This is a genomic window from Paenibacillus terrigena DSM 21567 (assembly GCF_000374845.1).
Lineage (GTDB): Bacteria > Bacillota > Bacilli > Paenibacillales > Paenibacillaceae > Paenibacillus_K > Paenibacillus_K terrigena.
Genome location: NZ_KB895412.1, coordinates 297,898 through 318,955 on the forward strand (window position 1 = coordinate 297,898; position 21,058 = coordinate 318,955).

Sequence of the window (21,058 nt, forward strand, 5' to 3'; positions counted from 1 at the left end):
GATGGCCTGTCTTGGGATTGAAAGGGAGCATCGAAGGTATGAGGGTTATGATTGTGGATGACGAGCGGCTGGCGCTGCAGAGCATGATGAAGCATTTGAAGGAATTAGGGGCGTTCAATATTACCGGGGTATTCCAGAATCCGCGGGAAGCAATGGATTGGGTAATGCGCGATGCCGTTGATATAGCGTTTCTAGATATTGAGATGCCGGAAATGAGCGGTATGGTGCTAGCTGAACGGCTCATGGAGATTCGTCCTTCGATTGAAATCGTGTTCGTAACAGCTTACAGTCATTACGCAATCGATGCTTTCGAGATCAATGCGCTGGACTATTTGATGAAGCCGGTACAGCGGAGTAGGCTCGAGAAGACCGTACGGCGGCTGCAGGAACGTACCCATGTTGAACGTGAGGCGAAGAAGTCGGAGCCGCAGGAAATGCTGGGATGTCTACTGAATTTGCATTATCGAAATGATGCACATGACATTCAGGCCTTCCAATGGCGTACAACCAAGGCGCAGGAATTGTTCGCTTACTTGATTCACTACCGAGGACATACCGTTCATAAGGAGAACATCCTCGAATGGATGTGGCCTGCGTATGAGATGGAGAAATCAACGGCGCATTTGCATACGACCATCTATCAAATTCGTAGAGTGATCAAGCAATTGGGGCTGGATATTCAGGTCAAATATAAGGATGAAGGATATCGATTGGAACAAGGGAGCGTGCTTATCGACGTCGATGTCTGGGAGCAAGGGATTCGCTCGGCCCCGCCTGTTGCACCGGAGACGCTGCAGCAGCATCATGCATTACTGGATCTGTATCGCGGTGACTATCTGGGCGACCATCGGTACATCTGGGCCGAGAGCGAGCGGGAGCGGCTCAGTATGATGTGGTTCGTCCATGCGAAGCAGGTGGTCGATTGCCACATGCAGTTAGGGCAGTATACGGAGGCGATGCTGCTGCTCCAACAGCTGCAGGAACGGTATCCTTATGTGGAGGATATTTATTTTGGAATGATGAAGATTCACGCGATGCATGGCAATTTAGGGGAAGTGAAGCGCCAGTACGAGCGGCTAACTTGGATTTTGCAGCAGGAATTGGGCGTTGGGCCAAGCGAGGTGCTGCATACCTGGTATGCGCAGCATTTTAACTAAAAGATAAAGGTTGTCCATGCAATGTAACGCACGACCCCTCCCACGAGCGTGCGTTTTTTGTCGTGCAGCAGTCCTGTTCAGTTATTGTTCAGAGCGACGTATTAGAATGGCCCCTAGAGTATCTGGAAGGAGGAGAAATAGGGTGAAACTTACTGGAAGGTTAGTCATGATGCTCATCACGGTCACGTTAGCGATGAGCTTGAACGCTTATCTCATGTCGATCCATTCGCTCAATATATATATCATTGTCATCTCTTGCGGTGCAGTTGTTTTGTCGTGGTATGGAGGTAAGCATTATGACCAAGTGCGCGATGAAGCGGAACGGGATTCGCTCACGACTGCGTACCGGCGAAGAACCGCCTATCTTCTGTTCGATCGACTGCAGCAGAAGGCAAGACGAACAGGACGGGCGGTCGCTGTATTTTTTATTGATATTAATGATTTTAAGCTGATTAACGATCATTATGGTCACGCCGTAGGCGATGTCATGCTGCGGAAGACTGTGGAAGCGCTAATGGAGGTGAATTCTCGTCAGACCCATGTCGTCCGCTTCGGCGGGGATGAGTTCCTCGTCCTAACGTTATGTGACAGTGAAGCTGAGCTCGAAGACACCCATCAAGAAATGGTGGAGCGTCTAGAATCCATCCCTGCATTAACCGCGGTATCCCTTACCGTCTCGATTGGACGTGCATGGTACCCACAGCAGAGTACGCGACTCGATGATCTCATCGATTCAGCCGATCAAGAGATGATGCATGCGAAGAGACGTGTGAAGCAAGGAAGGCGGAACACCGCAGTAAACTAAAGAACACGTGCTCTTTTTGTGATGCCATGAAGCCCCACTCTACTCGACCGAGCAGAGCGCGGGCTTTTTTTTGTCGTTCGCAGCTAATCGCATTACAACTTTTCTATCCGTATATGCGTCAACTACTGATCATCTATGAAAATTTCAGAAAAACATCAACATTTACCAGTAAGGATTTGCATGTTATTTCTGTAAATTTTTGATATAATGTGGCGATTGTTTTGAGGAAGTTTTCATAGATTTTCTTTGGTATCGATGGTACGAAGGGGGAAGGAGGTATCCTATGAAGAAAAGCTCGCAAATAAATCGCTTGGATTGGGGTTTTGCTCTATTCATCGGGTTAATCCTGGTACAAGATTTGTTTATTGGTATGAAGGTCTATTGGGATCAATCGTTCACCATGCTGGAGCTTGTCTTGTGCTTAACAGCGGTGGTCGCCTATTTGATTGGCTTTTGCCTGCCTGCAGGTATATCTGTTGTGTGTATTTTCATTTTTATGGTGAGTTATTTTGTATGGATCGCTACGGTTGCGCCTATTAGTCTATTAACGATCTCATCTCTGGTATGGATTCCAGCGAATACGGCGGTTGCTTCGTTCATCCGAACCAAGTTCATCCGCTCGAAGCGAATGATGGAGAGGCTTGACGCGCTGAAGGATGTGAATCCGCAGATTGATTTATATACGGAGTTGGAGAATAAGGCAACTTTCGCGAGTACGCTTGTGAAGCAGTCGAGTCTAGCGAATCGCTATGCGAAGCAGTACAGCTTCTCTATGGCCTTGTTCCAGATCGAGTTCCGTCCACTGGTATTGGAATCTCTGGGATCGGAAGGATATGGGCAGTTGCTTCTCAACATATCGCAGACGATTCAACAGCAGATTCGCTACGAGGATTACAAATTCAGCATCGGTGACGGCCAGTTTGTCATTCTGTGTCCGATGACCGACCAAGACCATTTCTACCGCGTTACAGATCGCATCAAGCAGGCGATTACGGCTATTCCGCTCGTGGACAAGAAAGGGCAGACACTGACGCTCATTGTTCGCGCAGGTGCGATGTCCTTTAATCAAGCGGACCTTGCGAAGTATCAGCAGGTTGATGATGTCATTGCAATGTTGGTGCGGCGGACGGAGACGGATCTTGTCGGGGAGTATATTTAGAGGAGGTTACGGAATGCAGACCGCGATGGGTACGCATTGGTTCATCATTGTATGTATGGTTGTGACAGGTTTTTTTGCTGTGGCTGTCCTGGGATTGACGATCGTAACCCTCCGATTCCGGGCAAAGGTGATTCGGGATTTCGATCGGAGGAAATGGGATGATTGTTGAGGGCTTCTTGTTATTCGCCATCGTCAGTATCTGGATTGCGGTATTTGAATCGGTCGTCATGATGTACGGGGCGATACGATTTATCCGTAGGGAACATCGGAATCCGAACGCCATTCCGGCGGATATGGATCATTTCCCAACCGTGACCGTCATGGTGCCGGCGCATAATGAGGAGATTGTTATTGCAACCACGGTGGAGCATATACTAGGTTTGAATTATCCGCAGGAGAAGGTTCAGATCATTGTCATTGCAGATAATTGTACGGATGATACGGCAGGACGTTTACAGCGATTGAAGGCGAGACCGGCGTATCAAGACCGTAATCTACAGATTATGGAGCGGGTCGGTACGGGCGGCAAATCCGGTGCACTCAATGATGCGCTCAAGCAAGCGACCGGGGAATGGATTTGTATCTATGATGCGGATGCCGCGCCGGAGCGCAATGCACTGTTTTTCTTAGTGCAGAAAGCAATGGAGGAACCTGAGAAGTATGGCGCTGTCTTTGGCCGGAATAAAGCGCGGAATCGGAATCATAATTTTCTGTCGAGCTGTATTAATTTAGAGTTGGTTACGATCCAACGGGTTCATCATACGGGGCTATGGGAGCTGTTCAAGCTCGGGACGATTCCTGGCACGAACTTCATCGTTCGGACCGCGCTGATGCGAGAGATCGGCGGATGGGACGAAGATGCGATTACGGAGGATACGGCGGTATCCTTCGAAATTCTAACCCGAGGCCAGCTGATTGCGCTGGCGCCTAAAGCGGAAGCCTACCAGCAGGAGCCGGAGCAGCTCAGTGTCTATATGCGGCAGCGTGAGCGCTGGGCGAAGGGGAACTATCGCGTCGTCATGGATAATCTGCATCATCTATTCAATACGTCGAGCTGGCGGATTAAACTGCACGTGCTCTATTATGCAGCGAGCTATTTCTGGTTCATGATCGCACTGATCATATCGGATATTATTTTCGTAGTGAATATCGTGTATCAGATCATCGGGTTGTTCAATCCGGCGGTCGTCTCACCGTTTCAATTCACGAGTGACGTGTATATCTATTTGGTTATCGCGTGGGCGCTCATGTATTACATTTATGTGCTGCAGATCAATCTGGCCTTGGCGTCGGATATTGGACAGAGCAACACACGTAATTTTATTTTGTCCTGTGTATCGTATTTTACGTATGCACAGTTGTTCTTAGTCATTTCCCTCAAAGCGTTCTATTCCATGGTCGTGGACCGCATCAGTGGTCGACAGAACAAGTGGTATAAGACACAGCGGTTTGATTGAAGAAGATCAGGCAGACCTTACGGGGTCTGCTTTTTTGCGTTCACTGATGCATTCATGACGAGGTAACTCCAGCCTATGCGTCACATGCAGAATAGAACTGTTCGGGGGCTATCCGTTCTCAATACGAGCTGGTTTGGCTGGTAAAGGGGTTACTAATCGTCAACTTCGGTGATACAATTTGGTTAACATATGGGAAGAGGTGAGGCATTGCGTATTCAACTGAGAGGACACCATCTATTCTGCCTGCTTGGATACCGGGGAAAAGGCTATTCGGAGGGGTTCTGCGCGAACATGACCGAAATCTATGAGACATTGCGCATGAAGCCGGAGACGATGATTGAGATTGTCTCGGGGCTGGATGCGATCTGTGCCGCGTTCCCTTCGGATCAGCCTTCGCATTGTCACAACCGCACGGTGTACCACAAAGATCAAGAGATTCTAGAACGGGTCTTGATGAAGATTGGAGAAAGTGCAAGCTGGGCGGAGATTTGTGAGGCTGTTGCGAGAAACGTCATGCCGGAAGATATTAACCAGATTTGCTCGGATTGCATTTGGCATCCGCTTGGCGTATGTCAGGAAGGGATTGCTCATATTCGCCGCAGCAGGGAGCTTCGGGAGCTACCGTAGGGATGATCATCCATTCGAGGGTTCAAAAAGCACGTACCGCGATCGCTGGTAGAAATGATATAGTAGAGATAGCGAATTTCAACTAGACAATAAAGGATGTTGCAAAATATGGCTTATAAAATGATTGTACTGGATTTAGACGACACCTTGCTTCGTGACGATCAGACGATCTCGCCTCGGACGAAGGAAGCGTTAATGCGTGCACAGGCAGAGGGTGTGAAGGTGGTGCTTGCTTCAGGTCGCCCGACGTATGGCATAGTCGGCATCGCGAAGGAGCTGGAGCTTGAGAAGTTTGGCAGTTTCATTCTATCTTTCAACGGTGCGAAGATTATCAACTGCAAGACCGGCGAGGAACTATTCAGCAGCACCTTGTCTGTGGACACCGCCCATGAGTTGTATGCGAAGAGTCAAGAGGAGAACGTGTCGATCTTAACTTATCTTGGCGACCAGATTATCACGCAATGGAAGAATGAGTATACAGAGGTTGAGTCGGGTCTAACAGGTATGAGCATTCGCGAGGTGGATAGCTTCGTGCAGACGGTTGATGTACCGGTTGTGAAATCGCTCATGGTTGCTGCGCCAGAACGGCTCATCGAGGTGGAGAAGAAGCTGAAGCAGCAGTATGCGGGCAAGCTGAACGTGATGCGCTCGAAGCCGTTTTTCCTCGAATTCACTGAAGTGGGTGTGGATAAAGGGACAAGCCTGCATCACCTCATTCAGAAGCTTGGTATTGCGCAAGCCGAAGTAATCGCGATGGGCGACAGCTACAATGATGTTGCGATGATTGAGTTCGCAGGCCTCGGCGTCGCGATGGGGAATGCGCCTGATGATATTAAGGCATTGGCCGATTATGTGACCGATACGAACATGAATGATGGCGTCGCGAAGGTGGTAGAGAAGTTCGTATTGACCCCTCAGCACGCCTAATCGATTGGCTAGGAATTGGATGACGCGTATTTCCGCCAAGGAAATGCGCGTCTTTTGGTTCGGGTACGAAGATGAATATGGTATAATTGGAAAATGTGTTTTCCGGATACGATTATTTCATGAAAGGCAGGTGAATGCATGCTTGATGCGTACGTATTTCCAATCTCTTATGCGTTCCTAACGTTTCCGATCGCGGCATTATTGTTCACGTTGCCGTTCTTAATTGTGCAATATCGCAGGCATGGCTATATTCATAAGTTTAGAGCTTTGGTCCTTTATTTGCTTCTTCTCTACTTAATGAATGCCTTCTATTTGATTATTCTACCGCTGCCGGCATCTATTCATAATTTGCCTCCGAAGGCAGCTACCTATTTCCAGACGATTCCGTTCAATTTCGTGGAGGACATCGCAAGGGAAACCTCTGCGAAGCTAGGGAGTCCTTCTACTTATGTGCATCTATTGAAAGAACGAGCTTTCCTCCAAGTGCTGTTCAATGTGCTGCTCCTCGTACCGTTTGGGATGTTCCTGCGTTACTATTTCCGCGCTGGATGGGTGAAATGTCTTGTGATGTCCTTCGGGTTATCGTTTTTCTTCGAGATTACGCAAGTGTCGGGCATCTATGGCATCTATGATTATCCGTATCGGCTGTTCGATGTAGATGATCTGATAGCCAACACGTTTGGAGGTATGGTCGGGTTTGTCCTGGCGGAGTGGGTATCGAAGCTGCTGCCACGCATGGATCGACTGGATGCAGGCGTAGATTTAACGACCAAGCGTGTGTCTTATACGCGCCGGGGCATTGCTTTCTGTTTCGATTGGTGCATCGCTTTCCCGATCTCTGCTATTCTGGCGGTGGCAGGGCTTTCTATTTCGTATGTGATTGTGGTTGTTCTTTATTTTATTGTGCTGCCGTATTTGACGAATGGCCGGACCTTAGGTAAGTGGATCGTGCGAATTCATTTGAAAGGAAAAGGAGATCGCATAGGGCTGAAGGAGCTCGTGATTCGATACGGACTGCTATATGTTCTAATCGGTGGGCTAAATGTGCTGTTTGTCTTTCATGTACAGGATATGCCAAATATCTTCGGTATGTTATACGGTTTTGGGTTATTTATCATGGATATATGGTTCGGGATCCACTGCCTCCGGTGCTTATTCAATCGGAACCGAGAGTTGTTCTATGAGAGGAAGAGCGGCACGAAGCATGTGATTTCCATATATCCAACGAAACTTGGCAACCAAGAGGACGAGGTGAAGGAATCGTGAGTGAGAAAAGTGCAAACACACAGGCATGGATTCAGCAATTTTATCAGGACCGCGGATGGTCGAATTACGGTCCTTTTGAGCGCGTAGGCTTTCTAATGGAGGAAGTTGGTGAGACGGCGAGAGCGATTCGTGCGATCGAAATCGGCAGAGATCGGCCCGATGAATTGGAGCAGCCGTTGGATCGATTGCGGGAAGAACTGGTCGAGGAACTAGGAGATGTTCTAGGCAATGTGATTATTCTCGCGAACATGTATGATGTGTCGATTGAACATATTCTAGAAGTCCACAAGAGCAAATTAACGAAGAGATATCAGAGCGGAGTGTGAGAATCGATGAGAAAAATTTGTGTTTTTGCAGGATCGAATGTTGGAACAAGCCCCGAATATGAGCAAAAGGCAGAAGAACTAGGTCAATTACTCGCATCGAATAACATCGAGCTTATCTATGGTGGCTCCAAAATTGGCCTCATGGGACGGGTGGCAGATACCGTATTGGCTGCTGGCGGCCGTGCGGTGGGCGTCATGCCGCGGAATCTTTTTCGCGGGGAAATGGTGCATCCGAACTTAACCGAGCTGCATGAGGTTGATGGCATGCATGAACGGAAGGCGCTCATGTCTGAACTGGCTGACGGCTATATTGCTTTACCGGGCGGACTTGGTACGTATGAAGAGTTGTTCGAGGTGCTCAGCTGGTCGCAGCTCGGCATTCACAAGAAGCCTGTCGGTGTGTTGAATGTTAATGGGTTCTACCAACCGATGGCAGATATGCTCGAGCGGACGGTGGAAGCAGGATTCATGCAGAGATCGAACCTGGGACTTGTCCTGGTCGAGGCAGAACCGCAAGATCTCCTTCGTCAAATGGTAAGCTACACGCCGCCTGTGCAGACGAACAAGTGGAGCGAGTTGAAATCATAGCAACAGCGAGAATCCATCCTGAATAGGGATGGATTTTTGTTCGTTATGATCGCCAAATGCTGTTAATGGATACAAAATTCTGGATTATTCTACCTGATCATGAGATGATTAACAGGTTGGTTGAAATGCTATTTGTATATTCTGAAGAGGAGTGGTTCAGGAAGTATGAAGTCGACTTGGAAAGGTACTAGAATGTTCGTGGTTTTAACGTTCGTTGCACTCATGGTTCAGTTATTCATTCCTACTTACACCTATGCTGCAGGAACGGCATCCGATCGGTACGATGTTGTGGTCGTTGGCAGTGAAATTCAAGGGGTTCTTTTAGCCAAATCTGCACGGAGTCTTGGACTGAACGTACTGATTCTGGACCCGCGCAATAAACCGGGCGGTGAGCTCGTGCAAGGGCAAATGATGGTGCTTGACGAGCCGAATGATAAGAAGAAGCGGAGTCTTGTCCAAGGGGAATTGAAACATCTATATGCCGGCTATAAGGCAGGTACGATCCGGACGGAAGAGGAGATTACACGGTATTATGAGAAGCTGCTTAGAGGAATCCCAATTCGCAGTGGAATTACGATAGAGTCGCTTGATATCGTGCCCTCTCCTTATAATAAGCAAGAGAAGTCCATTCAATCGTTAACGTATAGAGCGAAAGACGGGAGGACCTATACCGTTCAATCGAATTATTGGGTCGAAAATACGGACCATAACGCCTTAACAGGCAAATTGGATCTAAAGCGGATTCCAGGCATGGAGCAGATCTACAAAGGCAAAAAGCCAGATTATATGGCAGCGACGTTCATGTTGAAGTTCAAAAATGTGAATTGGAGAAAGCTGCACGCGGACATCCTGAAAGACTATCCGTTAACAAATCTGGAAGCTAAGTATGGCCCTAATACATATGTTGATTGGAAATTCGGGACGGGATTCAGCAATGTCACGAGTAAATACAAGCCGCAGGACTCGCAGCTGCTCTTGCGCGGGTTGAACATTACCTATCAGAAGGATGGCTACGTTCTGATTAACTCGCTGTTGATTTTTGATGTGGACCCTGCAAATCCGAAATCGGTGGAATTGGCAGTGACAAAGGCGAAGGCCGAAGCGCCGCATATCCTGAAGTTCTTGCAGAAGAATATTCCGGGGTTCGCGAAGGCCGAGTTGAATGGCTTCCCGGATTACCTTTATATTCGAGATTATAATCGCTTCGAGACCGAATATGTGCTGCACGAGAACGATTTAACGAGCAGCCGGATGTTCTGGGATAATGTTAGTATCGGCGGCTATGGGATGGATCTGCAGGGCACGAAGGCGATGCCGAAAGGCATTAATGTTGGAACCCCGGATCGCTACGGTCTGCCGCTGCGTTCCTTCGAGCTGGCTGCGTATGAGAACGTCCTAGTCGTCGGCAAAAATATCGGCGCTACGATCAAAGCTTACGGCAGTGCACGAATTGTCCCGAATACCGCACTCGCTGCTCAGACGATTGGTATTATCCTGGGCAAGGAATCGAAGCAGAAGCGTCTAAAGGCGCTGACGGAAGCCGATTTCAAGCGAATTCATCAATATCTGGAGAAGGATTTCCGTATTAAACTTCAGAAGTAGAGACAGCAAGGGAGGAATATCCGGTGAAAATGGATCGATTGCTCGCGATGACGGTGCTCCTGCTGAATCGAGGACGTATCAGCGCGAAGGAGCTGGCGGAACGGTTCGAAGTGTCGACCAAGACGATCTATCGTGATATGGATACGTTATGCCAAGCAGGGATTCCGATTGCGGCGCATCAAGGTACTTCTGGCGGCTTCGAGATTATGGAACAGTTCACGATCTCCCGCCAATTTCTTACGCTGAGTGAGATCAATTCCATTATTCGTGCCGTACGAGGGGTGAATCAAGCCCTTGACGACAATACGTATGATCATCTGCTAGAGAAGGTTAGCTCCATGATCGGTCCGACGGATCGGTCGCAATCTGCCGGAGATCAGGATCCATTGATCGTAGATCTAAATCCATGGGGACAGGGGCCTCATACGCGTCACAAAGTGAATGTAATTCGTCAAGCTATTGAGGAGAGACGGGTTGTCGCCTTCCGATATATGAACATGCATGGGGAAGAGAGTGAACGGGATGCCGAGCCTGCTTCGCTGATTCTCAAGGGCAATGTATGGTATCTGCAAGCGTATTGTCAGCTGCGCGGGGAGTTCCGCGTCTTCCGATTATCTCGCATTTATGATCTCACGCTTCAATCGCAAGCATTTGACCGTCGGGAGGCACCATCCATGGAAGGATATGCTTGGGAGTCTACGTGGAGCCGGGAAGAAGAGAAGACCATCACGCTAAGCTTCTCCCCGCAGGTACGCTATCGGGTGGAAGAGACGTTCGACCCCGGACAAGTGCTGATCGGCACAGACGGTTCTGTGCGGGTGGAAGGGTATTTCAGCGATGATGAATGGTTCTACGGCATGCTGCTGAGCTTCGGCCATCTTGTTCGCGTCGAGCAGCCGCCTTCTGTCGCGGAAGAAGTTGTCCGCCGGGCAAGGCAAATTATCGAGCGGTATTCGAACTAGACAGGTAGCTGTCCAATTTTCCTAGGTACAATAAAGGTATTAACTGATGGAAATGAGGAAATTGTTATGAACCAACGTATTGAAATCCAGCGCCCGGCCTTCGATCTGATCGGGATTAGCGCACGAACGACGAATGCAGCGGAAGCGGGACCGGACGGGCTCATTCCGAAATTGTGGGAGACCTACTTCCAATCGTCAATCCTATCACAGGTCCAATCGAACAACTCTGAGCTGCTGTACGCGTTATATACCGACTATGAGAGTGATGCGTCAGGTGCGTATACGTTGCTGCTTGGCCATGAGAAGGGCGACGGCGCTATGCTGCCTGAGGGACTATGTGAAGCGCATGTTCCTGCTGCCAAGTATATGATATTCACGACCCAACCGGGTCCTTTCCATGAAGTCGTACCCGCAGCATGGCAGGAAATCTGGGCATTCTTCCAGACTTCAGAGATCACACGGACCTATACCGGTGATTTCGAGCTGTATCGAACCGCGCAATTCGATCCGAATCATGCGGTTGTCGAGATTTATATCGCCGTCCATTAAGGATACTAAGGGATGCCCTACGTTTGTGGGCATCCCTTCGTTGTCATGCTTCATGCGTTCGTACTGGGGTTAGGATGTAGGTCGCCGTGGATGTCTCATCCTCTTCTAACGGCTCAATCCGAATGGGGCTCCACTTCCCTTGGAATTTCAGGGATACGTCCTTGCATGCCATCGTTCGGAGAATATCCCGCATATATTTACTGTTGAATGCAATACGAATGTCTTCCCCCAGTTTCCGCACAGCCTCCCATTGCTCGTTCACATCGCCGATTTGCTCCGTGCTAGAGAACAATGTCAGCCTTGTATCTAACGTCTCTAATCGGACGATATGACCATCCCCTGCTAGAATAGAGACGCGCTCAAGCGCTTGAAGCAAATCTTCCGTATGTAAGATAAGGTGTGTGGTATGATCGGCAAAAGCGTCCGGATCAATGGACGGGTAGGTTCCCTCAATCAAAGCCGAGTAGAAGGCAAGATGACGCGTACGAAATAACACTTGGCGATTGTCGATCTGAATGTCTACGGATGTCTCATCAACCGGAAGGATACGGGATAATTCCGTTAAGCTGCGCCCCGGTATGATGATTGCGTGTGGCGGAGCGGCATTGATTCTCTCGATGTTCGTGAGGAGTGAAGCGAAGCGTACCCCGTCTGTGGCCAGCAGCCGAATCTGGTCTGCATGGTGATGATCCCACGCTAGGGACACGCCTGTGAGAACGGGCCTTTGTTCAGAAGGAGAGACGGCGAAGGCCACTTGCAGAATGATCTTTTGCAGCTGGATTGAAGATAATCGGAAAGTTTGATCGCTATGGATATCAGGCGCTTCTGGAAATTCATTGGCTTCCATCCCTGATAATCGGTATATCGCTCGTTCGGAGCGCACGGTAAGCAGGAGAGGACCTGTGAGTTCGAGCATGACAGCGCCTAGGGGCAGCTTGCGTACGATTTCGAACAAATACTTCGCAGGCACAACGATACTGCCGACTTGCTCGATCTGAAGATTTCCCTCATGAAGCGGTAACTCAACTTGAATCGTAATCTTCGAGTCACTGACACGGAGGTGTAGACCCTGATGGTGTGCGGTCAGTAAAATCCCCGATAGGATAGGCATGGGCGGCGTCGGTGATACCGTCCTGATTACTTGTCCAAGGGCATGAAGCAAGTGATCGCGCGTCGTTCTAACCTTCATGCGAAGCCTCTTCCTGTCTGGCTGGAGCGGCTGGATCATGAACCAAGATGATCTGCCGGATCAGCTCGGAACGGGAAATTTGCTTCGACCGGCATGCGGCTTCGAGGTCGTCCCAGACCTGTTCGGGCAAGGTCAGCGATATTTTCTTCGTTAGACCAATCCCTTTACGCCCCGCACCTTCTCTCGCCCCGCCTTTCCCGAAAGTAATGTGCAATTGTCCTTCTTCACGAGGTACGCCTACTTTGACCTGCTGCCTTGGCAAAGAATCCACCATCCTATCTACGTCTCTATTATGAATAAGGTAACTTAATTCAAAAACAATTGTAAAACCAATATAGCACATAAAAATGGAAATGTCTGCAATGAAATGGAATTGCATGTGGAGATCAGGGAATTTAAGCCCGCATCTTAAGCTAATCTTTAGCCGCTAGCGGTTTACAGGCTTGGACGAGACTTGTAGAATTTGAAGAAGCATGTCGAATTTGTAAAGGGTTGAAAGCATGAAAAGCAGCAAGGTCTACCTCAAAAAAAGGTTGCTATATTTCGTCATTGTCTCTTGTGTGGTTGTCGGCGCGCTGATTAGCGCTAGACTCTATCTCTCATACTTCGCTACGAATAAATCGTCTGAAGTGGCGCTTGCCAAACAGTATCTTGCGTTTGCTGAAGATATTAAGAATGGAATCGACCGTACGCATGTCGACGAGTACCGTAAGAGCCACAGGGAAGAGGCTCGCATGGAAATCAAAGCCTATCTCGAAGAATACCGCCAGCGTATTCATGCGAGGTATGTCTACATATTAACGCTGGATGAGAGTGATGTATCGAAGGTGCTGATCTCTTCCCATCCGCCAGATGCCGTTGACCTGCCCGTGGGTGCCCCTTGTACGGTGCCTCCAGCACAGGTTAACCAAGCGAAGCGAGGGAAGTCCTATTATACGGGCATTATGACAGTAGACACCGACGGCATGGAAGAATCGTACCTATCGGTTGGCGTTCCCTTACATGATCAAGATGGTTCGCTCCTTGGTGTGATTGGCATTGATATTGACGCTCGTGATTTAGAATATGCGAGTAACGAAGTGATGCGTGGAAATCCATTTATTTTCGGGATCGACGTCTTATTTGCGCTAACGTTACTCACGGCCATCTTTATGCTGAACAAATGGTACCGATTGCGTCTTCGCAGAAGTCTGCAAGAATCAGAACAGCTCTACATTTCGGAGCTTGGCAAAGTGATCGGCACAATTAAGTCCAGCAGGCATGATTTGTTGAACCACTTTCAGGTCATTAGCGGACTACTCCAGATGAATTATGTAGATCAGGCACAGTCTTACTTGCGAAATCTAAGCATTGATACGAAAGTACTGGATTGGACGGTACGGATTAAGAATCCAATTCTAATGGTGTTGTTCCAGAGCAAATGGGAGCTTGCGAAATCGCGCGGCATTCATATGGAATTCGATGCGGATCAAGATGAATACCGCTTAGTTGAATCGATGGATCTTGTTAAGATTTTTTCGAATTTGTTGGATAATGCGATTGAAGCCTTGGAATTGTATGAGGGGGAGCTGCCGAAGCTGATTCATGTGACTTGCCGCAATGATGGGGAGAAATATGTATTCGCTGTACAGAATCCGGCGGAGCTGACGGCAGGCGAGCAGAAGAATTTTTTCCAATACGGCTATACCACCAAGGAGAATGCGCAAGATTTACGCGGGAACGGCCTGTTGATCGTCCTGAATACCGTGGATAAGTACAAGGGAAGCATTCATTTTACGTATGAAGAAGGCCAGGTATTGATCCAAATTAAGATCTAGTATTTTCAATCTATCGGAATTCTTGGTATCATACAAATAAATGAATCTACAGCAAAGGGATGAAAGAAGATGTTAGACGCAATCAAGATCGAGCGCACAACCTCGCCGAAGGCAAGACCGCAAGACGATCAGCTCGGATTCGGTAAATATTTTACGGACCATATGTTTATAATGGATTATGATGCGGCCAAAGGATGGTATGACCCGCGCGTCGTTCCATATCAACCGATCACACTCGATCCAGCATCGAAGGTGTTCCATTATGGACAGACGGTGTTCGAGGGATTGAAGGCTTACCGCACGAAGGATGGAAGAATTCTGTTGTTCCGTCCAACCAGCAATTTCAAACGTCTGAACAAATCGAATGACCGCCTCAGCATTCCTGCACTGGATGAGGAGCTTGCGCTTCAAGCACTCAAGTCGCTGATTGAAGTGGATCAAGATTGGATTCCTCATGCGGAAGGAACTTCACTCTACATTCGTCCGTTCATTATCTCGACGGAAGGATCGCTTGGCGTAGCGCCGTCTCGTCAATACAAATTCATGATCATCCTCTCGCCAGTAGGTTCGTATTATGCAGAGGGCATTAACCCTGTCAGCATTCATGTGGAATCGGAATATGTCCGTGCGGTAGCAGGCGGCGTCGGAAATGCGAAGACGGCAGGGAATTACGCAGCGGGGCTCAAAGCACAAGAAGGCGCAACGGCGCTTGGTTATTCTCAAGTGCTATGGCTTGACGGCGTTCATCGCAAGTACATTGAAGAAGTGGGCAGCATGAACGTGTTCTTCCGTATCGGCGACAAAGTCATTACGCCAGCGATTAACGGCAGTATTCTTGAAGGGATTACGCGTGACACCGTTCTTCAGCTCTTGAGCCACTGGAATGTAACGTTGGAAGAGCGCCGGATTTCAATTGATGAATTGGTTGAAGCGCATCAGAACGGCTCCCTCATCGAAGCATTCGGGACAGGCACGGCGGCGGTTATTTCCCCGATCGGTTCCTTGCATTGGAATGAGGAGAAGCTTGTCATCGGCGATGGTGCGACAGGTGAACTATCGAAGAAGATCTATGATGCGTTGACAGGTATTCAGAAGGGCGAGCTCGAGGATCCGTTTGGCTGGACTGTACAGTTGTAGGAATGAATGGCTTGAAGGAGAATGAATACACCATGAGCAAAGTAAATGAGCAAGAATTGATTCAATACATTGCGAGCAAGTCCAAAATCGATCCGAAATGGGTCGACGTTGTGCTGAAGCACGCGCAGAAATTTATTAATAGCGCCAAGCCTAATGCACGCGGCGAGGTGGATATTGATAGCGACGACCTCGTTGATTATGTGATAAGCCGTCCCGATGTGAAATTGAACGAACTTCAAGTCGAGACAATCTTGGACCTTGAGATGGATTACTTGATGGACAAAGGTCTCGCGGGATACGAGGACTAGTCATTACATGTAGAACCCAAGTGATAGAATCAGAGCCAGTCAATCTCTTTAACCAGAGGTTCGACTGGCTTTGTTGTTGTAGGAGCACTCGTCGATGACCCAATTTGCTGCATAATCTTATCCATTAGGGATCGGATGACATAAACTTAACTAAGCAGTTCTATACAGGATCACACCCAATCATCGGAGTGGGAAGAAGGTTAATTCATGGCTCGATCAACGACGAAACGGGAAATAAGCTCCATCATGCTGCAGTATGGTCTACATGTGCGTTCCGTTCATTCTTGCCGCTCGTTATACAATAGCTCAGCTGGTTATCATGTCGTGACCTCGAATGGAACGGTCTTCTTGAAACCTTTCAAGGGATTGAAAACTAGGCTGGCACAAGTACATTCCCACTTGTTATGGCTACGGGAAAATGATTTTCACCATATGCCCCTATGGTACACCACAAGGAAAAGAAAGTACGGGGTAAGCTATAAGGGGAAGTTGTATTATGTTACCGAATGGATCGAAGGTAATCGGTTAGATAGGAATGAGCAAGAGTATGAAAGACTGGGCGAAGTGCTGGGGAGATTGCATCATCTCACAAAACAGTTTGTCTCCCAATCATCTTCTTTACCGCTTCGAGAATGTAATCGCTTCAAGCTGCAGCATAAGATGTTCGTCCATCGATTGCCAGTCCTTAAGAAGAAATCGAACGGCATTGGCAAATGGTTCAGAGACGAAGGAGATCGGTGTCGTGTGCTGGCAGAGGAGGCATGGCGTCTATTACGCCAGCCAGATGTGAGGAGAGCGCTTCGCAACATATCGCTTATTCACGGGGATGTAACGAAGCCGAACGTGATTGTAGGATCCAATGAAGTGTATTTGGTTGATTGGGAATTTACGGTACGAGGCTCGGCGTATTATGAAGTTGCAAAGACGCTTAATAACATTATGGACTTCTCGATCCCACACATTTCTGCCTTCCTGCAGGGCTATCAGAAGATGAATCCATTGACATTACAGGAACGATTGATTATAGCTGCTTTATTCCGATTGCCGCGCGAAGCTTGGATTGCTAGCCACAGAATCATAGCGGGTTGTAAGTATGCAGATTTGTTCAAAGGCTTGAAAAACTCTTGGGCGAAGCGGCTGGAAGTCATTCAATGGATGGATGTTTGGGCAAGACAGGAGCCACAGTCAGGTGTATGTGTACAGGATCTCTCATCAGGGATCTAGAAAATCTATAAAATGAACGTTGAGAGGCCATGCAGCAGTGCATGAGCCTCTTCGGGCTGCATTCTTTCTGTTATCGACTTGAAGTTCTCTTGACCCATAATGAACTAAATCGGCAGCATAAGAAAATGACCAGATTCCCGAGCATGGCTATTCCGAACACAACAGTAGGGTTCGCGAGTTCAGAAATCCATCCGGCAGCGAATATGGCGAACGGCATGCCTAGCTTGAAGAGTGAACCCGTAATCCCGCTGATCCGTCCGATGAGGTGATGCGGGGTCGTCTCTTGACGGAAGGTCCATATACTAACTGTGCTGATCGTCTCGAATAGCCCGTTGAAGAAGAGTGCTGCTGCAAGCCAAATTCCCGAATGTGCGACATAGAGCATTCCATACGTAAACCCGACGAATAGGGTAGTCAGGGTCACGATAACCCCAGCTTCGAATCGCCTCCGCAGCGGCTTTAGCAAGAAGCTTCCAATAAGTCCGCCAGCTCCCGCGGCTGAGAGGACAAGTCCGAGTTCGAAATTCGCAAGTTGGAGGGTATCCTTCGCGAAGAAGATGATCGTCGTATCGACCATGCCTGACGTGGAGTTCAAGAAGATGACGGTCAGCGTAATGAGCCACAGCAGACGATTGCTGCGCAATTCGACCCAGCCCGCATGGAGTTCTCGCCAGAACCCTTGCTGCTTCGGCGGTGTGATGATCTCTTCCGATCGAAGGAATAAGAGGGTGATGAACCCGATCATAAATAAGATTCCCGTTAGAAAGAGACTATCCTGCAGCCGTGGCAGCATGAGTACAAGCCCGGTTAACGCGGGTCCCATAATGCTGATGAGCGTCGTAATGAAATTGAATGAAGCATTCGCGGAGGTCAGCATTTCATTCGGCAAGGTGTGTTTGACCATACCAACACGGGCATTGCCCACGGCATAATTACATGTCATGAGCAGGAATCCACCGATATAGAAGATCACCATCGAAGGCTCACTGCGAATCGATAGGAAGTAGAGTAAGAACAGGATGATCACTTGGAACAGCACAGCCCATAAGGACCACTGTTTCTTGCGGACACGGTCGACGAGGACACCGATGAACATGGCGAGTAAGAGATTCGGCAGAAATTCAATGCCACGCATCGTCGACATCGCTACCGATGATGAAGTCCATTGATAGAGAATGAGCGGCAATGCCAGCTCATAGATTTTATTACCGAAGGTGATCATTGCCCCCGAGATGAATAGAACTAGGAAGTTCGGGTGCATCCAGATCGATGATTTTGTTGGTAGGGCTATTTGAGTTGTTGCATTCGTACGCTGCATCGCTCTTGCATCCTCCTCTTTACTGTGGGAATGAACCCCATTATACTTTTGGAAAAGAAGAAGAAAAAGCGAAAAGGGCATGCATCCCATTTCGCCTTTTTGGAGGGAAGAACGGATGGAAGTTGAAGTGTATTTCGTGAAATTGCGTGAGCATTATGCGGCAATTCCTGATGGGCAAGCCGTATCGCTATCGATGGATGACCTAACGGGTTTATGGGATTGCACGCGTCGTAATGCACAATTGGTGCTGCGTCGGATGGAGGAGCAGGGGTACGTGGAATGGCATGCAGGACGTGGGCGCGGCAACTTGTCCCGTCTTATTTTCCACACCTCCTACCGTAAAGTGCTGTTGGAGAGAATCAAGTCACTCGTGCTGAACGAACATATCCAAGAGGCGTGGCGCACGCTGGATTCGCACGATAATCAGGATCTCAAGGATGAGGTGACCACATGGATCTCGACACAATTCGGAGTTCGGCAGGATTCGGATGCGAAGGATGTGCTGCGGTTTCCTTTTTACCGTCCGGTGCTCGACCTCGATCCTGCTCATGTGATTCGTCGTACAGAGGCACACTGGATGAGGCAGATTTTCAACACGCTCGTGTCTTATTCGAGTAAAGAGCAGCGAATCGTTCCGGAGCTCGCACACGCTTGGGAATGCGATGCGGCGAAGATACGATGGACCTTCTATCTGCGCAAAGGTGTTCGATTCCATCATGGGAAGCGGATGACGGCTCGCGATGTTGCTTATACATTTCACCGGATTCAGACGGAGGCACCAGTGGAATGGATTCCAGCGATGATTCAGAAGATTACGGTTATCAGTGACTATTGCATCGAGTTTCTATTGAATACGCCAAATGCGATTTTCGATCGTTTTATTTGTACGGAGCGGTATTCGATTGTTCCGGAAGATCGATATGACGAGCAGGGTGCCGGGGACCTTGCGGCTATGCCAGTAGGGACAGGCCCTTTTCGTATGGTGGAGAACAATGCATCGAAGATGGTGCTAGAATCGTATGAGAGCTATTTCGAAGGGTGCCCGCATTTGGATCGGATTGAAATGTGGGTATGGCCGAATTATGAGCGGGATTTGCTCCTACAAGTGAAGGAGCAGGATGCGCAGCTGCTGTATAATGAGGCTCCGCCTGCAGCGGGAGATCAGCCTTTTCTTCATCAATTGGAGAAAGGAAGCAGTTATCTCACATTCAATCTAGCCAAGGAAGGGGTGCTGCAGGATTTACAGCTGCGCCAAGCGATTCATGTTGGATTGGATCGGGAGCAGATGATTGCTGACTTGGGCAGCCATCGCATGTATCCGGCTGAAGGGTTCATTCGGGACCAAGGGGATCATCCGCCCTTCCACTCGGAATATCATCTGTCGTACGCGAAAGAGCTTGTCCGGGCTTCGAGCTATCAAGGCGAGCGAATAACGTTATATACGTATGAGATGGTAAGCAATGAGCGTTGTGCGGCGTGGATTCAGGAAGCGTGCAAGCGGATTGGTATTCAAGTCGAGGTGGTGGTTGTGCCGATACGGGATTTAGCAAACCAAGATATGCTGGTTGCCGCGGATATGGTCTTTGCGGGAGAGGTGCTGGGGGAACAGTCGGACATTACGCTGATGGAGATGTACACCATGGATACGAGTTTTATTCGCAATCATCTGAGTCCCGCTGGTGCTCTGGTTGTGAATCATGGGATTGCGCAGTGTCTCCTGGAGGAGAATTTAGATAAGAGAATGATGATGCTGCATGAAATTGAAAAAGCGTTGAAGCATCAGCTCCAATTGTTGTTCCTCTATCATAATGTGCAGACGGCGAGTCATCATCCATCGCTTGGTGGGATATCGCTCAATGCTTGGGGGAAAGTAGATTATCGGCATGTCTGGGTTCGGAGAAAATAAGAGGAGTTTGCCATCGGCAAGCTCCTTTGTTTTTTGCCCATAGTATCCGGGATGGATATGAAAAATTGGGAATAGTAAGTGAGGTGCGAATAACCAATTAACTAAAGGATGGTGTACGGTTGTATGAAAGATTGGTCAATCAGAAATCGAGTGAAATATAAAGGGAGCTATTTCATTAGAAATGCTGCCAAAGGGATAGGGATGCTGCTGCTCATCTTCACGCTTATGCTGAGCATGCCAGCTGTCTCCGGAGCGGTAGGCAAAGGGGCCCAAGGTGCCGATGTCTATGTCATCCAAGGGATGCTTCAATCGGTTGGCAGCTATGGCGGTAAAATTACCGGTTACTATGATCAGATGACAGTAAATGGTGTGAAGCACTTTCAGAAAAAACATGGTTTGCCTGTAACAGGTACGGTAGATGAGCGGACTTTCGAGTCCCTTATATACGCATATGCAAAAGCTAAACTTCCATCGAAAACACGCTGGGAAGGTGGAAATGGAGCTGGTGGCGGTCATGGGCATGGCCAAGGAGGCGGCATGGGCGGTGGCCAAGGTAGTGGCATGGGTGAAGGCCAAGGAGGCGGCACCGGTGGAGGTCAAGGAGGCGGCATGGGCGGCGGCCAAGGAGGCGGCACAGGTGGAGGCCAAGGAGGCGGCATCGGTGGAGGTCAAGGAGGCGGCATCGGTGGAGGTCAAGGAGGCGGCATCGGTGGAGGTCAAGGAGGCGGCATCGG

Annotated in this window: 22 protein-coding genes; 19 read left to right on the forward strand and 3 right to left on the reverse strand. The window is 48.8% G+C overall.

Translation table 11 applies throughout. From position 1 onward, the window contains the following. Positions 1 to 38: 38 nt before the first annotated feature. The 13 genes from C558_RS0101405 (at position 39) to C558_RS0101465 (ending at position 11,425) form a co-directional block, all read left to right on the forward strand. Positions 39 to 1,157: a response regulator gene (locus C558_RS0101405; protein ID WP_026263670.1), complete on the forward strand. Its 1,119-nt coding sequence runs from the start codon at positions 39 to 41 to the stop codon at positions 1,155 to 1,157. A 142-nt stretch (positions 1,158 to 1,299) separates the two neighbouring features. Next, positions 1,300 to 1,962, forward strand: a complete 663-nt coding sequence (locus C558_RS0101410; RefSeq protein WP_169445271.1) for a GGDEF domain-containing protein — start codon at positions 1,300 to 1,302, stop codon at positions 1,960 to 1,962. A gap of 283 nt (positions 1,963 to 2,245) precedes the next feature. Further along, positions 2,246 to 3,121: a GGDEF domain-containing protein gene (locus tag C558_RS0101415; protein ID WP_018754424.1), complete on the forward strand. Its 876-nt coding sequence runs from the start codon at positions 2,246 to 2,248 to the stop codon at positions 3,119 to 3,121. A 13-nt stretch (positions 3,122 to 3,134) separates the two neighbouring features. Then, entirely contained in the window at positions 3,135 to 3,290 is a 156-nt protein-coding gene (locus C558_RS33560) for a hypothetical protein (protein WP_018754425.1), read from the forward strand. Then, a complete protein-coding gene (locus C558_RS0101425) occupies positions 3,280 to 4,578 on the forward strand; it encodes a glycosyltransferase family 2 protein (RefSeq protein WP_018754426.1) in 1,299 nt (432 codons plus the stop codon). Before C558_RS33560 ends, C558_RS0101425 begins: the two co-directional genes overlap by 11 nt. Before the next feature lie 207 nt (positions 4,579 to 4,785). Next, the gene (locus C558_RS0101430; protein WP_018754427.1) at positions 4,786 to 5,205 is read left to right on the forward strand and encodes a DUF1284 domain-containing protein; all 420 of its coding nucleotides are present in this window, start codon (positions 4,786 to 4,788) and stop codon (positions 5,203 to 5,205) included. 108 nt (positions 5,206 to 5,313) lie between these two features. Continuing rightward, positions 5,314 to 6,132, forward strand: coding sequence for a Cof-type HAD-IIB family hydrolase (locus C558_RS0101435; RefSeq protein WP_018754428.1), 819 nt, complete (start codon positions 5,314 to 5,316; stop codon positions 6,130 to 6,132). A 138-nt stretch (positions 6,133 to 6,270) separates the two neighbouring features. Next, complete coding sequence (locus C558_RS30145; protein ID WP_018754429.1) at positions 6,271 to 7,398, forward strand: VanZ family protein; 1,128 nt, start codon at positions 6,271 to 6,273, stop codon at positions 7,396 to 7,398. Continuing rightward, positions 7,395 to 7,724, forward strand: coding sequence for a MazG nucleotide pyrophosphohydrolase domain-containing protein (locus C558_RS0101445; protein ID WP_018754430.1), 330 nt, complete (start codon positions 7,395 to 7,397; stop codon positions 7,722 to 7,724). Before C558_RS30145 ends, C558_RS0101445 begins: the two co-directional genes overlap by 4 nt. Positions 7,725 to 7,730: 6 nt before the next feature. Beyond that, the gene (locus C558_RS0101450; protein WP_018754431.1) at positions 7,731 to 8,312 is read left to right on the forward strand and encodes an LOG family protein; all 582 of its coding nucleotides are present in this window, start codon (positions 7,731 to 7,733) and stop codon (positions 8,310 to 8,312) included. A gap of 165 nt (positions 8,313 to 8,477) precedes the next feature. Next, positions 8,478 to 9,914 carry an FAD-dependent oxidoreductase gene (locus tag C558_RS0101455; RefSeq protein WP_018754432.1) on the forward strand — a complete coding sequence of 479 codons (1,437 nt, stop codon included), beginning with the start codon at positions 8,478 to 8,480 and terminating at the stop codon, positions 9,912 to 9,914. Positions 9,915 to 9,943: 29 nt separating this feature from the next. Then, positions 9,944 to 10,876: a helix-turn-helix transcriptional regulator gene (locus C558_RS0101460; RefSeq protein ID WP_245583722.1), complete on the forward strand. Its 933-nt coding sequence runs from the start codon at positions 9,944 to 9,946 to the stop codon at positions 10,874 to 10,876. 66 nt (positions 10,877 to 10,942) lie between these two features. Beyond that, positions 10,943 to 11,425: a GyrI-like domain-containing protein gene (locus tag C558_RS0101465; protein ID WP_018754434.1), complete on the forward strand. Its 483-nt coding sequence runs from the start codon at positions 10,943 to 10,945 to the stop codon at positions 11,423 to 11,425. 43 nt (positions 11,426 to 11,468) lie between these two features. On the opposite strand, the gene dnaN is transcribed toward C558_RS0101465, so the two are convergent. Then, complete coding sequence (gene dnaN, locus C558_RS0101470) at positions 11,469 to 12,614, reverse strand: DNA polymerase III subunit beta (protein WP_018754435.1); 1,146 nt, start codon at positions 12,612 to 12,614, stop codon at positions 11,469 to 11,471. After that, positions 12,604 to 12,888 (reverse strand): ribbon-helix-helix protein, CopG family, encoded by a 285-nt coding sequence (locus tag C558_RS0101475; protein WP_018754436.1) that lies wholly within the window; start codon positions 12,886 to 12,888, stop codon positions 12,604 to 12,606. The genes dnaN and C558_RS0101475 overlap by 11 nt, the downstream gene beginning before the upstream one ends. Before the next feature lie 226 nt (positions 12,889 to 13,114). Here C558_RS0101475 and C558_RS0101480 point away from each other — a divergent pair, with 226 nt between their 5' ends. From C558_RS0101480 to C558_RS0101495, 4 genes are all read left to right on the forward strand, one after another. Continuing rightward, positions 13,115 to 14,431, forward strand: coding sequence for a GHKL domain-containing protein (locus C558_RS0101480; RefSeq protein WP_018754437.1), 1,317 nt, complete (start codon positions 13,115 to 13,117; stop codon positions 14,429 to 14,431). Between the two features lie 69 nt (positions 14,432 to 14,500). Further along, positions 14,501 to 15,568 carry a branched-chain amino acid aminotransferase gene (locus C558_RS0101485; RefSeq protein WP_018754438.1) on the forward strand — a complete coding sequence of 356 codons (1,068 nt, stop codon included), beginning with the start codon at positions 14,501 to 14,503 and terminating at the stop codon, positions 15,566 to 15,568. A gap of 32 nt (positions 15,569 to 15,600) precedes the next feature. Then, the gene (locus C558_RS0101490) at positions 15,601 to 15,876 is read left to right on the forward strand and encodes a hypothetical protein (RefSeq protein ID WP_018754439.1); all 276 of its coding nucleotides are present in this window, start codon (positions 15,601 to 15,603) and stop codon (positions 15,874 to 15,876) included. A gap of 207 nt (positions 15,877 to 16,083) precedes the next feature. Next, positions 16,084 to 17,100, forward strand: a complete 1,017-nt coding sequence (locus C558_RS0101495) for a phosphotransferase (protein WP_018754440.1) — start codon at positions 16,084 to 16,086, stop codon at positions 17,098 to 17,100. A 70-nt stretch (positions 17,101 to 17,170) separates the two neighbouring features. Here the strand turns inward: C558_RS0101495 and C558_RS0101500 are convergent, their stop codons facing one another. Next, positions 17,171 to 18,418: an MFS transporter gene (locus C558_RS0101500; protein WP_018754441.1), complete on the reverse strand. Its 1,248-nt coding sequence runs from the start codon at positions 18,416 to 18,418 to the stop codon at positions 17,171 to 17,173. 115 nt (positions 18,419 to 18,533) lie between these two features. On the opposite strand from C558_RS0101500, the gene C558_RS0101505 reads away from it, so the two are divergent. Beyond that, entirely contained in the window at positions 18,534 to 20,324 is a 1,791-nt protein-coding gene (locus C558_RS0101505; RefSeq protein ID WP_018754442.1) for an SgrR family transcriptional regulator, read from the forward strand. Between the two features lie 123 nt (positions 20,325 to 20,447). Next, positions 20,448 to 21,058: peptidoglycan-binding domain-containing protein (locus C558_RS34915; protein ID WP_040674234.1), on the forward strand; the 611-nt coding region annotated here is incomplete at its 3' end.